Annotated in this window: 13 protein-coding genes and 1 tRNA gene; 6 read left to right on the plus strand and 8 right to left on the minus strand. The window is 66.4% G+C overall.

Going from position 1 to position 13,176, the window contains the following annotated elements:
• The first annotated feature begins 18 nt into the window (after positions 1–18).
• From ACQ3DC_RS08405 to ACQ3DC_RS08415, 3 genes are read left to right on the plus strand one after another with little or no spacing between them, the layout of a single operon-like run.
• Positions 19–1,380, plus strand: a complete 1,362-nt coding sequence (locus ACQ3DC_RS08405; RefSeq protein WP_430751987.1) for an acetyl-CoA C-acetyltransferase — start codon at positions 19–21, stop codon at positions 1,378–1,380.
• Positions 1,381–1,389: 9 nt separating this feature from the next.
• Positions 1,390–2,730: a 3-oxoacyl-ACP reductase gene (locus tag ACQ3DC_RS08410; protein WP_430751988.1), complete on the plus strand. Its 1,341-nt coding sequence runs from the start codon at positions 1,390–1,392 to the stop codon at positions 2,728–2,730.
• Positions 2,727–3,638 carry a MaoC/PaaZ C-terminal domain-containing protein gene (locus ACQ3DC_RS08415; RefSeq protein WP_157242329.1) on the plus strand — a complete coding sequence of 304 codons (912 nt, stop codon included), beginning with the start codon at positions 2,727–2,729 and terminating at the stop codon, positions 3,636–3,638. Before ACQ3DC_RS08410 ends, ACQ3DC_RS08415 begins: the two co-directional genes overlap by 4 nt.
• Here ACQ3DC_RS08415 and ACQ3DC_RS08420 read toward each other — a convergent pair.
• From ACQ3DC_RS08420 to ACQ3DC_RS08440, 5 genes are all read right to left on the minus strand, one after another.
• Positions 3,635–4,687: an FUSC family protein gene (locus ACQ3DC_RS08420; protein WP_421093107.1), complete on the minus strand. Its 1,053-nt coding sequence runs from the start codon at positions 4,685–4,687 to the stop codon at positions 3,635–3,637. The genes ACQ3DC_RS08415 and ACQ3DC_RS08420 overlap by 4 nt on opposite strands.
• A 147-nt stretch (positions 4,688–4,834) precedes the next feature.
• Positions 4,835–5,944 carry a serine hydrolase domain-containing protein gene (locus tag ACQ3DC_RS08425; protein WP_421093076.1) on the minus strand — a complete coding sequence of 370 codons (1,110 nt, stop codon included), beginning with the start codon at positions 5,942–5,944 and terminating at the stop codon, positions 4,835–4,837.
• A 25-nt stretch (positions 5,945–5,969) separates the two neighbouring features.
• Complete coding sequence (locus ACQ3DC_RS08430; RefSeq protein ID WP_430751989.1) at positions 5,970–7,082, minus strand: glutathione S-transferase family protein; 1,113 nt, start codon at positions 7,080–7,082, stop codon at positions 5,970–5,972.
• Positions 7,079–7,831: a M50 family metallopeptidase gene (locus tag ACQ3DC_RS08435; protein WP_430751990.1), complete on the minus strand. Its 753-nt coding sequence runs from the start codon at positions 7,829–7,831 to the stop codon at positions 7,079–7,081. Before ACQ3DC_RS08435 ends, ACQ3DC_RS08430 begins: the two co-directional genes overlap by 4 nt.
• Before the next feature lie 159 nt (positions 7,832–7,990).
• Positions 7,991–8,293: a DUF4193 domain-containing protein gene (locus ACQ3DC_RS08440; RefSeq protein WP_066275770.1), complete on the minus strand. Its 303-nt coding sequence runs from the start codon at positions 8,291–8,293 to the stop codon at positions 7,991–7,993.
• Between the two features lie 207 nt (positions 8,294–8,500).
• Here ACQ3DC_RS08440 and ACQ3DC_RS08445 point away from each other — a divergent pair, with 207 nt between their 5' ends.
• On the plus strand, positions 8,501–9,646 hold the full coding sequence (locus tag ACQ3DC_RS08445; RefSeq protein WP_430751991.1) for a glycosyltransferase family 9 protein: 1,146 nt from the start codon (positions 8,501–8,503) through the stop codon (positions 9,644–9,646).
• Positions 9,643–10,614, plus strand: a complete 972-nt coding sequence (locus ACQ3DC_RS08450; RefSeq protein ID WP_430751992.1) for a glycosyltransferase family 9 protein — start codon at positions 9,643–9,645, stop codon at positions 10,612–10,614. Before ACQ3DC_RS08445 ends, ACQ3DC_RS08450 begins: the two co-directional genes overlap by 4 nt.
• A gap of 338 nt (positions 10,615–10,952) precedes the next feature.
• Here the strand turns inward: ACQ3DC_RS08450 and ACQ3DC_RS08455 are convergent, their stop codons facing one another.
• Entirely contained in the window at positions 10,953–11,609 is a 657-nt protein-coding gene (locus ACQ3DC_RS08455) for an SGNH/GDSL hydrolase family protein (protein WP_430751993.1), read from the minus strand.
• A 358-nt stretch (positions 11,610–11,967) separates the two neighbouring features.
• On the opposite strand from ACQ3DC_RS08455, the gene ACQ3DC_RS08460 reads away from it, so the two are divergent.
• The gene (locus tag ACQ3DC_RS08460) at positions 11,968–12,492 is read left to right on the plus strand and encodes an HNH endonuclease family protein (RefSeq protein ID WP_323057159.1); all 525 of its coding nucleotides are present in this window, start codon (positions 11,968–11,970) and stop codon (positions 12,490–12,492) included.
• 73 nt (positions 12,493–12,565) lie between these two features.
• Here ACQ3DC_RS08460 and ACQ3DC_RS08465 read toward each other — a convergent pair whose 3' ends face one another.
• Both ACQ3DC_RS08465 and ACQ3DC_RS08470 read right to left on the minus strand, forming a co-directional pair.
• The gene (locus ACQ3DC_RS08465) at positions 12,566–12,886 is read right to left on the minus strand and encodes a hypothetical protein (protein WP_321213547.1); all 321 of its coding nucleotides are present in this window, start codon (positions 12,884–12,886) and stop codon (positions 12,566–12,568) included.
• A gap of 100 nt (positions 12,887–12,986) precedes the next feature.
• Positions 12,987–13,069 (minus strand) — tRNA-Leu (locus ACQ3DC_RS08470).
• Between the last annotated feature and the right edge of the window lie 107 nt (positions 13,070–13,176).

Below are 13,176 nucleotides of genomic sequence, written 5' to 3' on the forward strand. Positions count from 1 at the left end.
GTGACCCGAGGAGAACCCATGTCCATTGACGGACAGTCCAGCACCGGACCCGAAGACCCAAACACCCGCACGGCAGGCACCCCTGCCACCCGCCGGGCCGTGATCGTCGGCGGGAACCGGATCCCGTTTGCCCGCGCCGGCGGATCCTACGCAAAATCCTCCAACCTGGACATGCTGACCGCCGCCCTTGACGGCCTGATCGCGCGCTTCGGCCTCCAGGACGAGCGCATCGGCGAAGTGGCCGCAGGCGCCGTCCTCAAGCACTCCCGGGACTTCAACCTCACCCGCGAAGCGGTCCTGGGTTCCGCTCTCTCCGCCGAGACCCCTGCCTATGACCTGCAGCAGGCGTGCGCCACAGGGCTGGAGACCGTGGTGGGCCTGGCCAACAAGATCAAGCTGGGCCAGATCGATTCCGCAATCGCCGGCGGGGTGGATTCGGCGTCCGATGCTCCGATCGTGGTCAGCGAGGGCCTCCGCGAGGTGATCCTGGACCTCAACCGGGCCAAGACCCTTACGCAGCGCCTGCAGGTACTCGGGCGGCTGCGGCCGAAGGATCTCGCCCCGCTGGCACCCGGCACTGCCGAGCCCCGGACCGGACTTTCGATGGGCGAGCACCAGGCCCTGACCACGGCGCAGTGGAAGATCTCCCGCGAGTCCCAGGACGATCTGGCCTACAACAGCCACAGGAACCTCGCCGCCGCCTACGAGTCAGGGTTCTTCGATGACCTCGTCACGCCCTACCGGGGACTGGTGCGGGACGGCAACCTCCGTGCAGACACCTCGCTCGAAAAGCTCTCTACCCTGAAGCCGGTCTTCGGCAAGAACCTCGGTGCTGCGGCCACTATGACTGCCGGCAACTCCACCCCACTCACCGACGGGGCGTCCACGGTCCTGCTGGCTTCCGAGGCCTGGGCAGACGCCCGCGACCTGCCCAAGCTCGCTGCCGTGGTGGATGCGGAAGCCGCGGCCGTGGACTTTGTCCATGGCAAGGACGGCCTGCTGATGGCCCCCGTGTTCGCCGTGCCCCGGCTGCTGGCCCGCCAGGGCCTCACACTGGCGGACATTGACTTCTTCGAAATCCACGAGGCATTCGCAGCCACGGTCCTCGGCACCCTGGCGGCCTGGGAGGACGAGGAGTTCGGCCGTACCCGCCTTGGCTTGCAGGGCGCCTTCGGCAGCATTGACCGGTCGCGCCTGAACGTAAACGGGTCTTCGCTGGCTGCCGGCCATCCCTTCGCCGCCACCGGCGGCCGGATCGTGGCTTCGTTGGCCAAGCAGCTGCATGCCACGGGCAGCACCGCCGGCCGGCCCGCGCGCGGACTGGTCTCGGTCTGCGCGGCCGGCGGCATGGGCGTCGTCGCTGTTCTCGAATCACTGTAGGAGGTTCCGGTGACAGACAAGTACGCACAACTGGTTAACCAGGGCCCGGGCAGGAATGTGGCCAAGAAGCTCGGCCTGCCCCAGCCCGCGGTCCTTCGCCGCTACGAGCCCGGGCAGCCCTTGATCAACGGCCCCATCCTGGTCCAGGGAAGCACGGCGGGTGCCGATGCCCTGTCCGCGGAACTGCTTTCCTGGGACCTTGATGTCCGGCGGCACGCCGTACCGCGCGAAAAACTCGGTGCCATCATCCTGGTGCTGGATGAAGTGGCGCACCCCGAGGACCTCGAGAAGCCGATTCTCCCGGCAGCGGCTTCCCTGCGGGACCTTGCCGCCGGCGGACGCGTCGTCACGGTCTCCCGGCCGGCGTCGGACGCCGATTCGCCTGCAGCTGCCGCTGCCAGGCAGGGGGTTGACGGGTTCCTCCGCTCGCTGGCCAAGGAACTTCGGGGCGGCGCCACGGGCAACGGCATCATCCTGAGGGACGGTATCGAGCCGACCAGCCCCAGCGCCCTGGCAGCCCTCCGATTCTTCCTCTCCGGCCGTTCGGCATTCGTGGACGGGCAGTTTGTGACCGTGTCCGGCACCTCCGGAGAACTTGCCGGGGACCCGGACAAGCCGCTGGCCGGCAAGATAGCGGTGGTGACCGGAGCGGCACGCGGCATCGGAGCGGCCATCGCCCGCACCCTGCACCGCGACGGCGCAACCCTGGTCCTCGTGGACGTCCCCGCGGCCGGCGACCAGCTGGCGGCGGTTGCGAACGAGGTGCGGGGGACCGCGCTCCAACTGGACATCAGCAGGGAGGACGCGGGACAACGCATTGTTGAGCACGCCGCGCAGCGCCACGGACGCCTGGACATCATGGTCCACAACGCCGGGATCACCCGGGACAAACTGCTGGCCAACATGGACCAGCCCCGGTGGAACTCGGTCATCAGCATCAACATAGCCGCGCAACTCCGCATCAACGAGGCTCTCCTTTCCTCAAAGCACTTCCGGGAATCGCCGCGCATAGTGTCAGTTGCTTCAACCAGCGGCATTGCCGGCAACCGGGGGCAAACCAACTATGCGGCGTCCAAGGCCGGGGTGATGGGAATGGTCAGGGCCACCGCTCCGCACATGGCCGCGCTCGGCGGCAGCATCAATGCGGTGGCCCCGGGGTTCATAGAAACCGAGATGACCGCCAGAATCCCGTTTGCCCTCCGCGAGATCGGCCGGCGGCTGAACTCCCTGCAGCAGGGCGGCCTGCCATCGGATGTTGCCGAAGCCGTGTCCTTCCTTGCCAGTGATGCAGCGGCCGGCATCAACGGCGAGGTGCTCCGGGTCTGCGGGCAGAACATGGTGGGGGCATGATGCCCGCCCAGCCGGTCATCCTGGGGGAAATGCCCTCGCTGTCCAAGCTCTACGTCAACGCCGCTGCCCAGGCCGCACGCCGCCGGCTGCTGGGCAGCCAGGATGGATCCGTCCTGCCGGCCGAAAGCCATGAAGTGCGCGGGGTCAGCGTGGACGTTGCCACGCTCACCGCGTACCAGCACCTGATCGGCGAGACGGCCAGCGACGTGCTGCCTGCCGGGTTCATCCACGCACTCGCCTTTCCGCTGGCCATGAGCGTGCTGAACAGGGACGACTTCCCTTTGCCCCTGCTCGGCATGATCCACCTTCGGAACAGCGTGCAACAGCGTTCCCCGGTACTCTTCACCGACAGCCTGGACGTCTCCGCCAGGGTGGAAAATCTCCGGGGTCACCGTGCGGGGACGGTGGTGGACGTGGTGGCGGATGTGCGGTTGTCAGGGGCACCCGAGGCCTCCTGGCGGGGGGTGTCCACCTACCTGGCCAAGGGAGTCTTCCTGCCCGGGATCGACAAACCGTCCCCGGCCTCCGCCCGGGCGGAATTCAAGGCGCCGAACCCCACCGCTATCTGGCAGCTTGGTGTTGACACCGGCCGGGCTTACGCGGCGGTATCGGGTGACTTCAATCCCATACACCTAAGCGTGCTTTCCGCCAGGGCTTTGGGGATGCGGCGGTCCATAGCCCACGGCATGTACCTGGCGGCCAGGGCGCTCGCCGACGTCGGCCCGTCCCGTGGCGATTCCTTCACGTGGGATGTGGATTTCGACTCCCCGGTGTTTCTTCCCGGCATGGTTGCCCTGGAGATCAATACCGAAGAAGGGGACTCCGGCGCGCGGACGCGTTCCAGTTTCGTGGCATGGAATCCCAGGTCGGGGCGCCGCCACTTCAGCGGTTCGGTCAGCGCCCTCTAGTCGCGTGTCCGGACAGCGCGCAGGATGCGGTGGAGGCTCAGCAGGACCGATTCGGACGCGGGGACCATTCCCTGCTCCGCATCCCTTCCGGCGGTGGCAGCCATGCAGGCTTCCACCGCCTCCTTTGCCGCCCCGAAATGGCCGTCCTGCGCGGAGGTGTCGTCGTCGCTGAACGAGCGGAGAAGGTTGCCGGTGGCTGACAAAGCATCGGCTAGCGGACCGGTGTCCTGCAGGGGAACGCTGTAGGGTGCCTCGCTCTCCCAGATCACGTCCGAAAGCACGTCGGTGATGTCCTGGATGTGGAAGGTCACCCTCTCCAGTTCGCGCAGGTTCCGGTAATCAAGATCGACGTCGCGGGGGTGCAGTTTGCGCCTCGGATTGGCCCGCCGGCTTGCGTCAGCCTCCTTGACCAGGTGCCGGACTGAGCGGGCCGCCTCCGCCAGTTCGTCTGAACGGCTTGACCAGTCCTCGTGTTTGGGCGGCCATTCTTCCTTTAGGGCCGCCCCCATGTCGGTGAGCTGGCGGCCAAGGGCTTGGCGGAGCTCATCCAGGCTGGCCGCGGCGGCGTTCAGGTGCAGCGGCGGAAAGATCAGGAAGTTGACGCCGATCCCAACGGCGACTCCAAAGCCCATCTGCAGGAGGTAACCGAACGAAAAGTCGTCCGGATTACTGCCGCCCACGAGCAAAACCAGCAGCGCCGCCGTCGGAATCCAGTCACTGCCCGAACCGATTCCCGGCAGGCCCCCAAGCAGGACGCCTATTCCCATGATCAGCGCGACGGCGAGCGGCGACGGATCCGTGACGGTAACCAGCACATACGCCAGGCCGATGCCCACTGCGAGTCCGGCAAGGGCCTCGAGGCCCTGCCGTACCGAGCCGGCAACGTTGTGGTACATCGCCACCAGCGCACCCAGGGGGGCGTAGTAGGGATAGTTCGCAGCAGCTCCGGGCAGATGCGGTGCGATGGCGAAGGCCAGTCCGGCTGCAAAAGCCGCCTTGGCCGCCAGTTGCAGCCGCTGCGCGGCAAAGGCCGACGACAGGCCGGACACCGCCTGTTTGAGAAAAAGGGTCCCCCTGGCCCACCTGGTATCCGGGCGTGCTTGAGACTGGCGCATTCGTACCACCCTACGGCGCCCCGGCGGCTGCCTACAAAGGTGCTGGTCAGGGAGGCGGGCACAGTGTGCCCGGGGTGCGGTTCAGGACAGATCTGCCGCTGAACGGCGCACCTCTGCCGCCAGCCGGTGGGCACGGCCGGGCGTTCTTCCGTCCTCCTGCCGCCGCGGAATGTAACCGAAGCCCAGGCCGTAGGCAGGATCCGCGAACCCGAGCGCCGCGTTGGCGCCCTCATGCCCGAACGCGCGATGGCTCCCGAAGCTCCGCGACGGGTGCGGCTTCATGAACACGACGGCGAACGCGTTGTCCAGGCCTGAGGACCGGTCAAGGCCCCACACCTGTTCCTGCGACATCTGCTCGACGGTGGCTGCGGTGAGGAACGGTTCGCCGCCCTGGATTCCGGTGGTGGCTGCCGCGTAGAGGCGGGCCAGGCCCGAGGCTGCTCCCACGCCGCCTGCCGCGGACATCCCCGCGGCCCGGACCGGGCGGATATTGGGAAGCTCCATGATGGTGCTGACCGGGGCGTTGCTGTTCAGGCCCTCGAGGCTGAGCGGATCGAGCCAGGGCTCCACCGGTCCGGCCGCATAGAGGACGTCGCGGTAACGGTACTCCTGTTCCTCAGGCAGCCCAAGGAAAAAGTCGATACCGTACGGGCTCCTGATTCGCCCTTCATAGATCTCCTGCAGGGTTTCCCCGGCTGTGCGCCGGCACAGCTCTTCCATGATGATCCCGATGGTGAGCGCGTGGTAGCCAAACTGCCGGCCGGGCTGCCAGGTTGGAACAGCCCTGGCCAGCCGGGCCGCGGCGGCAGGGGTGGTGAACTCGTCCAGCCCGAAGCCGCCCTCGATGCCCATGAGCCCGGCCTGGTGCGACAAAGCCTCTCGGACCAGGAGGCGGTCCTTGCCATGCACACGGAATTCCGGCCAGTAGTGCGCTACGGTTTGGTCGAGGTCGAGCAGGCCGTCCTGAACCAGTAGAGCAATGACCATGGCAGCCACTCCCTTCGAACAGGAGTACGCCCCCGTCAACGTGTCCGGCGCCATGTCCGGCCCGCCCGTCAGTTCCACGACCGGGACCCCGTCCCTGTAGACGGCCAGCTGTGCACTGTACTGCGGATCCTCGCGCAGGAATGTATCGAACAGTTCCAGGACGTTGTTGAAACCGGACGCTACGAAGCCGTGATGTCTATGCATGGCACCCAGCTTATCCAGAAAACGCTTACTGCCCTTCGGCGTCCGCCCCGTGCCCTGGCATGACCTCTTCCCCTGCCCTTACGGGCCCGGGCGGTGTCCCGTCCCCGAAGGGGCGGCCCCCCAGCGCTTCCCGGCCATGGGGCTCCAGCCAGCCCCTCAGATCCGGTCCTGCGGGGACTATGCCCGTGGGGTTGATGTCCTCATGGACGATGTAATAGTGCTGCTTGATCTGGACAAAATCGATGGTGTCGCCGAAGCCTGGCGTCTGGAACAGGTCCCGTGCGTAGCCCCACAGGGCTGGCATCTCGCTGAGTTTTTGCCGGTTGCACTTGAAGTGGCCGTGGTAGACGGGATCGAACCGGGCAAGTGTGGTGAACAGCCGCACGTCGGCTTCAGTGATGGTGTCACCCACCAGGTAGCGCTGCCCCGAGAGCCGGTCTTCGAGCCAGTCCAGGGCTGTCCACAGCCGGGCGTAGGCCGAGTCGTAGGCTTCCTGGGATCCTGCGAAACCGCAGCGGTAAACACCGTTGTTGACCTCGGTGAAGACGCGTTTATTGACCTGGTCGATTTCTTCGCGAAGATGCTCCGGGTACAGGTCCGGCGCCCCTGCGCGGTGAAACTCGGTCCACTCGGTGGAAAAGTCCAGCGTGATCTGCGGAAAGTTGTTGGTCACCACGGCACCGCTGGCAACGTCCACGATCGCGGGAACGGTGATGCCGCGGGGATAGTCCGGGAACCTCTTGAAGTAGGCGTCCTGGATCCGTTCGATACCGAGGACGGGGTCCGTCCCGCCTGGATCGAGGTCAAAGGTCCACGAACGGGCATCGTGGGTGGGACCCGGCTGTCCCAGTGAAATGGCGTCTTCGAGGCCAAGCAGGCGCCTGACGATGACGGTCCTGTTGGCCCAGGGGCAGGCACGCGCCGCGATCAGCCGGTACCGTCCAGCTTCCACCGGCCAGCCCGGTTCGCCGTTCGGACCCGGAGTTGCGTCCCTCGTGATGCGGTCCTCAATGTAGTTGGTGTCGCGGTTGAACTCCGCTCCACCTGTGACGTAGGCGCCGCGGGTGCTGTGTTCTGCGCTCTTTCCCAAGGCATGTGCCTTTTCCGCCTGCTGCGTGGTGTCCGTTTCCTGGGTCATGGGACCACCCTATGCTCCGCAGGCAGGACAGTGGAGATCGGCTGCCAGGCCCACAGCCACGAGCCGGCCACCAGGGCCGCGAACAGAAGGATCCAGACGCCGGAGGGAACGGACGTGGCACGCCAGAGCAGGTATGCGTCGGAACTGGCCAGCCGGTCCCGGCGGCGCAGGTGCACATGGGTGAGCTTGATGAGGTCGCGCACGGCAGCCACCAGCAGTGCCAGGCCCAGGATGACAGCCACGTGGCCAACAAAGGCAGCCGGCACAAAGAGGATCAGGGCCAGGGCGATGGCAATTGCGGCCGAAGTGATAACGACGCCGGCGAGGTTCCGGAGGAACACCAGCGAGGCAGCCAGGGACACGGCGCCGCCTGAGATTGCCGCCGGTCCCCACCCGTTGAAGCCGCACCACACGAACGCCGCACCCACCAGTGCCGGTACTGGGTACCCCCAAAAACATGACCAGGCGGTGGCGAGCCTGCTGCGGCTGTACGTGGTGGTGGTGCCTGAGTGGTCAAGGAGGAGCCGGATCCCGGCCAGTCGCTGGCCGCTCAGCACCGCAGCAACAGCGTGCCCCATCTCGTGCGTGGCCGTGGCCAGCAGGCCGAAGTACCGCCAGGAGCGGCGGGGCACTGACAAGGCGGCAGCTGTCATCACCGCCAGTGCCAGTTCCGTCAGTGTCACGTTGGGAGGATCTGCGCGGCTGAATGCTGCCAGTAATGTATCCCAGGGGTCTCCGGGCGTCGTCATCAGGGCCTCTCGCCCGCAGGGTCGTGGTGAGCCATAGCCGCCACGGTACCCGGGCTGGCTGGGTGCAGGCTTAAAACCGAAAGGCACGCCGACTGCCGGGCGTGCCTCAGGATCGACGGGACTGCGGACGTTCCCGCAGCCCCACGTCGGCTGTATTAACTAGCCTTCGCACTCAGTGCAGTAGCTGTGGCCATCCTTCTGGCGCGCAATCTGGGACCGGTGACGGACCAGGAAGCAGGAGTAGCAGGTGAATTCGTCTTCAGCCTGCGGGATGACCTGTACCACGAGCTCTTCGGCCACGAACTCGCCTCCGGGCACGCCGGCGCCGTCAAGCCCGTCAGCCTCATCCAGTTCCAGCACAACGCTGCGTGCGTCGGGAGCATTTGCTGACTGGAGCTGCTCGAGAGAGTTGTCCTGCGATTCCTTGACGTCGGAGCGCAGTTCATCGTAATCGGTTGCCACTTTAGGTGCTTCTCTTTTCTTTGGTTCGCCTGTCGCGTATGAAACGTACAGCATCATGCGGGTATTCCCCAATAGCCGGAGTATATTGACCGTCCCCTGGGTAATGGTTCAAAGGAGGCAGCCTGCGGTGTTAGCGGCGAAATAGGGCTGCATGGCAGCGGATGGCGCCGCAAACGGTGCAGTCCGCACTACTGGTAAGGGGTGCACGTGGAGCAGCTCACTGCGGAATTCGGTGGTTCGGCGCGGGTGGGTACCGGTGTTGGTCCTGTCCTGGAGAAATTCGAGTCCGTGTCAAGGATCGCAGTGTTGCGGGGCGGAGGGCTCGGCGACGTGATCTTCGCCATACCCGCCATGGCCGCGCTCAAGGCAGCCTACCCCGCCGCAACCCTTACCTTGCTGGGAACTCCCGTGCACCAAGCGCTGTTTGCCGCAACCAAGAGCCCGGTGGATGAGGTGTGCATGCTGCCACACGCTGAAGGCGTCCGCCCGGGAGAGGAGGACCCGGCGGAGCTGGACGCGTTCTTTGATGACATGCGCGGACGCCGGTACGACCTGGCCGTCCAGCTCCATGGCGGTGGCCGGTACTCAAATCCGTTCCTGCTTCGGCTGGGGGCCCGGCACACGGTAGGCACGCGGACATCCGACGCTGCCAGTCTCGAGCGGACGGTTCCGTATGTCTACTACCAGCACGAACCACTCAGGGCGCTGGAGGTGGCCGGCATGGCCGGCGCTTTCCCCGTTGACCTGGAGGCCCGTCTGGCGCCGGCGGACAGCGGCGCTTCCGCCGCCGCCGTAATGCGCGACGACGGCGCCGGCCCTTGGGTGGTGCTGCATCCCGGCGCCACTGATCCCCGACGGCGCTGGCCCGCCGGCCGGTTCGCTGAACTTGCGGCAGCATGCGCCGCGGATGGCTTCCGTGTTGCGGTCATCGGGGATGAGAGCGAACGCGCCCTTGCCGAACAGGTTGTGGAGCAGGCAGCCGCCGCCCACGTCCATTCATTCGCCGGGGACCTTGACATGGGCGGGCTCGTGGCACTGTTGGTCCGCGCCGCCGTAGTGGTGGGGAATGACAGCGGACCGCGGCACCTTGCCCAGGCGCTTGGGGTTCCGACGGTGGGGATCTTCTGGGCGGGCAACGTCATAAATGCCGGAGCGCTGGGCAGGAGCCTCCACCGCATCCACGCCTCCTGGGTGACCGCCTGCCCCACTTGCGGGATAGACATCACCCAGGTTGGCTGGACGGCGCCGCGGTGCCCGCACGATGACTCGGCGGTGGCCGGTGTTGCGGTGCGGGAGGTGCACGAGGATGTACGCAGCCTGGCAGCCACCGAGTTGACGAAAGTGGACGCATGAGCGGCACGGACGTTCCCACGGAGACGGGCCCGGACATCCGCGTGGACAGGAAGCCGGAGCTTCTTGTCCTGCGGGCCTTGAAGCTCGGGGACCTGCTGGTTGCGGTGCCTGCCCTGAAGGCCCTTCGCCGCACGTTCCCCGGACACCGGCTGCGGTACGCGGCCCAGGGCTGGCTCTCGCAGGCCCTGGGGCTGGTCGGCGGCTACGAGCTGCTGCCCACCCACGGCCTGGACGAGCCGCTGGCCCTGGAAGCGGGCGTCGTTGACGTGGCAGTGAACCTGCACGGCAGCGGCCCGGAAAGCCAAGGGCGCATCGAAGCCCTCAAGGCGCGGCAGACCATCGGCCACCGCAGCGGGCACAGGGACGGGCCGCCCTGGCGTGCAGAACTGCATGAGCGGGAACGGTGGGTAAGGCTCCTGGAATGGCACGGGATCGACGCCGACCCCTTGGACGTGGGCTTGAACACACCGCATGTACCCAGCCCGGTTCCCGATGCGACGGTCCTTCATGTCGGCGCCGCCTACGGCAGCCGGCTCTGGCCCGCTGATCGCTTCGCTGCTGTTGCGGCAGCGCTGGATGCGGCAGGACACAACGTTGTCTTCACCGGGGGCAGCGGGGAACGGGACAGGGCGGTTGACGTCTGCCGGCGTGCGGGCCTCCCGGATGGAGCGGTGCTGGCCGGGCGGCTTGGACTGGGGGAGTTCGCTGCAACCATCGCTGCCGCGCGCCTGGTGATCTCAGCTGACACCGGCGCTGCACATCTCGCGTCGGCTTATGGCACGCCGTCGGTGGTGCTTTTTGGACCAGCCCCGCCCGAGATCTGGGGGCCCCCGCCAGGACCGCACGTTGTCCTGACCCGTGCGGAGCTGCGGCGGGGGGACACTTTTGCCGACCAGCCCGACCCTGCACTGCTGGGAGTCACTGTGCCGGATGTCCTCGCCGCGGTCGGCGGGCTGGGTCTGCTGTAGCGCTGGCGGGCACGTGAACCGGTCCTTTTGGGGCTCCTCCACGGGGCGGCAAAGTCCTAAGATGGGTTATGGGCGCTGACATTGAGATTGCGTTGGTTCTTGCAGTGGCGTTCCTCTGGATGATTGGAACGTTCGCGATCCTGTCCCGGATAGACCGCCCGGAACGGAAGGCCCGGCGTCAGGAGCGGAGAGCCAGGCGGTCAGGGAAACGGTGGGTCAGGTACCGCCCGGCTGTGCACGACTCCCGGCCGGAGGAACGGACCAGGCGCCACCGGCCCCGCAGGCTGCGGGTGCACTGACAGCGGACACCCAGGCGCGGGGCAGGCCGGCCGCCGCTCTCAGCGCACGATCACGATTGAGGCTGCCTCCCGATTCGCTGCCGCCGTGAAGGATGCGATGGCCCGGGCGATCTTCCGTCCGCCTTGTGATGACGGTTCGATCACGTTTGCGTAGTCCGCGTCCTCGCTGCAGATGAGCCGAAGGTCGATAAGGGCAGCACCGCGGGAAAAGGCGGCCCTGGCGATGGCATCGTTGAAGAGGCACAGTGCTGCCTCGATGACATTCCTGCCGGGCGCTGACGGGGGAGTGTCATAAATAGTGCATACCGCATACGGCAGGCCGGCCGCTTCGACCTGATTCACCATTTCCTCATAGTCCGCTGCAAATCCTTCCCGGGCTTTACCAAGCAACGCGAGCGCATCACCGACGGAGGGCGCACGCTCCTGCAGCAGTGGCGCATAGCCCAGGGCGTCGTTGCCGCCCGCACTTACCACCAGATGGGTTGCGTCGGACGGCAGTGCAGCCAGTTGCCGGGAAACGCCGGGGAGCACGTCGCCGTCGACCGCCAGGAGCGTGCACTGCCATCCCTGAAGTTCCTGCCTCAGCTGGGCGATGACGGCAGGCCCGCCACCGACATAGGCGCCGTTGTCAAAGATGGAATCGCCCAGCAGGACGATGTGGCCATTGCCGGCGACCGCCGTCGGACGTTCCTCCATGAGCTCATACTGCACCGTTCCCACCTGCCCTGCCATGGGCACGGCGGTGTGACCGGCACAATGCCCAAGCCTGCCCTGGGCCGGATGACAGTCCGGGTAGCGTGGAGGGAACCCCAATTATTCGAAGGAAACAACCATCAACAGGTCCGCCGCCACCACATCTGCCGTCCTGACCGGCCTCCTGCTGGCAGGCGCGCTCGCCGGCTGTGAAGCGGCAGCACGGGCAGGAAGCGAAATTGCCGAAGTCCTGGCAGGAAGTCCGGAAGCCGCTGTTGAACCTCCCGGAGGTCCTGGAGCCGATCCGGCTTACGAGGGGGATGCGGCCGCTGCTGCGCTCTCGCAGCTGGAAACGATTCCGGTGAAGGGCCGCGCACCGAGGACGGGATACACCCGGGAAGAGTTCGGTCCGGCGTGGGCCGACGTCGACCGAAACGGCTGCGACACCCGCAACGACATCCTCGCCCGCGACCTTGAAGCTGAGACGTTCAAGCCCGGAACGCACGACTGCGTGGTGGCCTCAGGCGTTCTGGCCGATAAGTACACCGGAACCACCATAAACTTCGTCCGTGGCGACGGGACCAGCTCCGCCGTCCAGATTGACCACCTCGTTCCGCTAAGCGACGCCTGGCAGAAGGGGGCCCGGCAGCTTGGAACGGAACAGCGGAAGCAGTTCGCCAACGACCCCCTGAACCTGATGGCGTCGGACGGCGGCACCAACGGTGCGAAGGGAGACAAGGATGCTGCCTCGTGGCTGCCGCCAAACAAGGCCTTCCGCTGTGAGTACGTAGTGCGTCAAACCGCCGTCAAGGCCAAGTACCAGCTGTGGGTCACCCAGGCCGAGCACGACGCCCTCGCCGGGATCCTGGCCGGCTGCCGCCACTGAGTCCTGCCCAAGCGGTGGGACGGACAGAAGAAAGCGTCAGAGCCGCTTCCTTGAAGGCAACCGGCATAGGCCATCAGAATCCAAGGGCGAAGTAGGCCAGCGGAGCCCCCACCAGCCCACATGCCACAGGTGCGCCGGCCAGGCAGAGGGCCGCGACCGCCCACGGCTTCCCGTCGCGTCTGCGGATCGCACCCACCGCGAAAATCTGGGAAGCCACCAGCAGCAACAAGGCGAGCACCGTCAGGGCCAGGCCCCAGTCGAAGGCGGTGCTCTGGAATATGGTGCAGGTCCACAGGCAAAAGTTGGCCCAGAGTAACCAGACCCCGCCAGCGACTCCCGACACTCCGATGAGCGCGGCTAAGAACGTGGCCCGGCCGGAAAATCCCTTCCCCATGCCGCCAATCATGAACGACAAAAAGCGGTTCGTGGTGAAGGCATGGCTGGAGACACAGAAACCCCGGATTCCTGGGATGGAATCCGGGGTTTTCCCTGTGTGCGCGGAGGGGGACTTGAACCCCCACCCCCTTTCGAGGACTAGCACCTCAAGCTAGCGCGTCTGCCATTCCGCCACCCGCGCAGGTGGTATTCGGTGAACGTTTCCGCCTTTCAGCGTTTCGCGTTTCTCCGAAGCAGCGAGAAAAACTCTAACACGAACTTTCGGGAAACATGGAATCGGCCCCAGTG

The sequence above is a fragment of the Paenarthrobacter sp. NEAU-H11 genome, assembly GCF_050573415.1.
GTDB lineage: Bacteria > Actinomycetota > Actinomycetes > Actinomycetales > Micrococcaceae > Arthrobacter.